This window comes from uncultured Polaribacter sp. (assembly GCF_947501385.1).
GTDB lineage: Bacteria > Bacteroidota > Bacteroidia > Flavobacteriales > Flavobacteriaceae > Polaribacter.
In genome coordinates, this window is record NZ_CANMVP010000118.1 from 1 (window position 1) to 202 (window position 202).

At 30.2% G+C, this 202-nt stretch carries 1 pseudogene; it reads left to right on the forward strand.

The window, feature by feature from the left end:
- Positions 1-202, forward strand: a pseudogene (locus tag Q0998_RS19340) (DDE transposase); the annotation flags it as partial.

Below are 202 nucleotides of genomic sequence, written 5' to 3' on the forward strand. Positions count from 1 at the left end.
GATGCTGAAAACGATGCTATAGAATATGCTCGAAGTAAATCTTTAAAATATACTCCAAAGCTATTATCCAATGGAGATACACTCAAACAATTATTAGCTAGAAGCAGGTATCTGTTATATAAATTAAGTAGTAAATGGACTAAAAATCAATCTAAAAGAGCAGAAGTTCTATTCGAAAAATATCCTGACTTAGAAGAAGCAT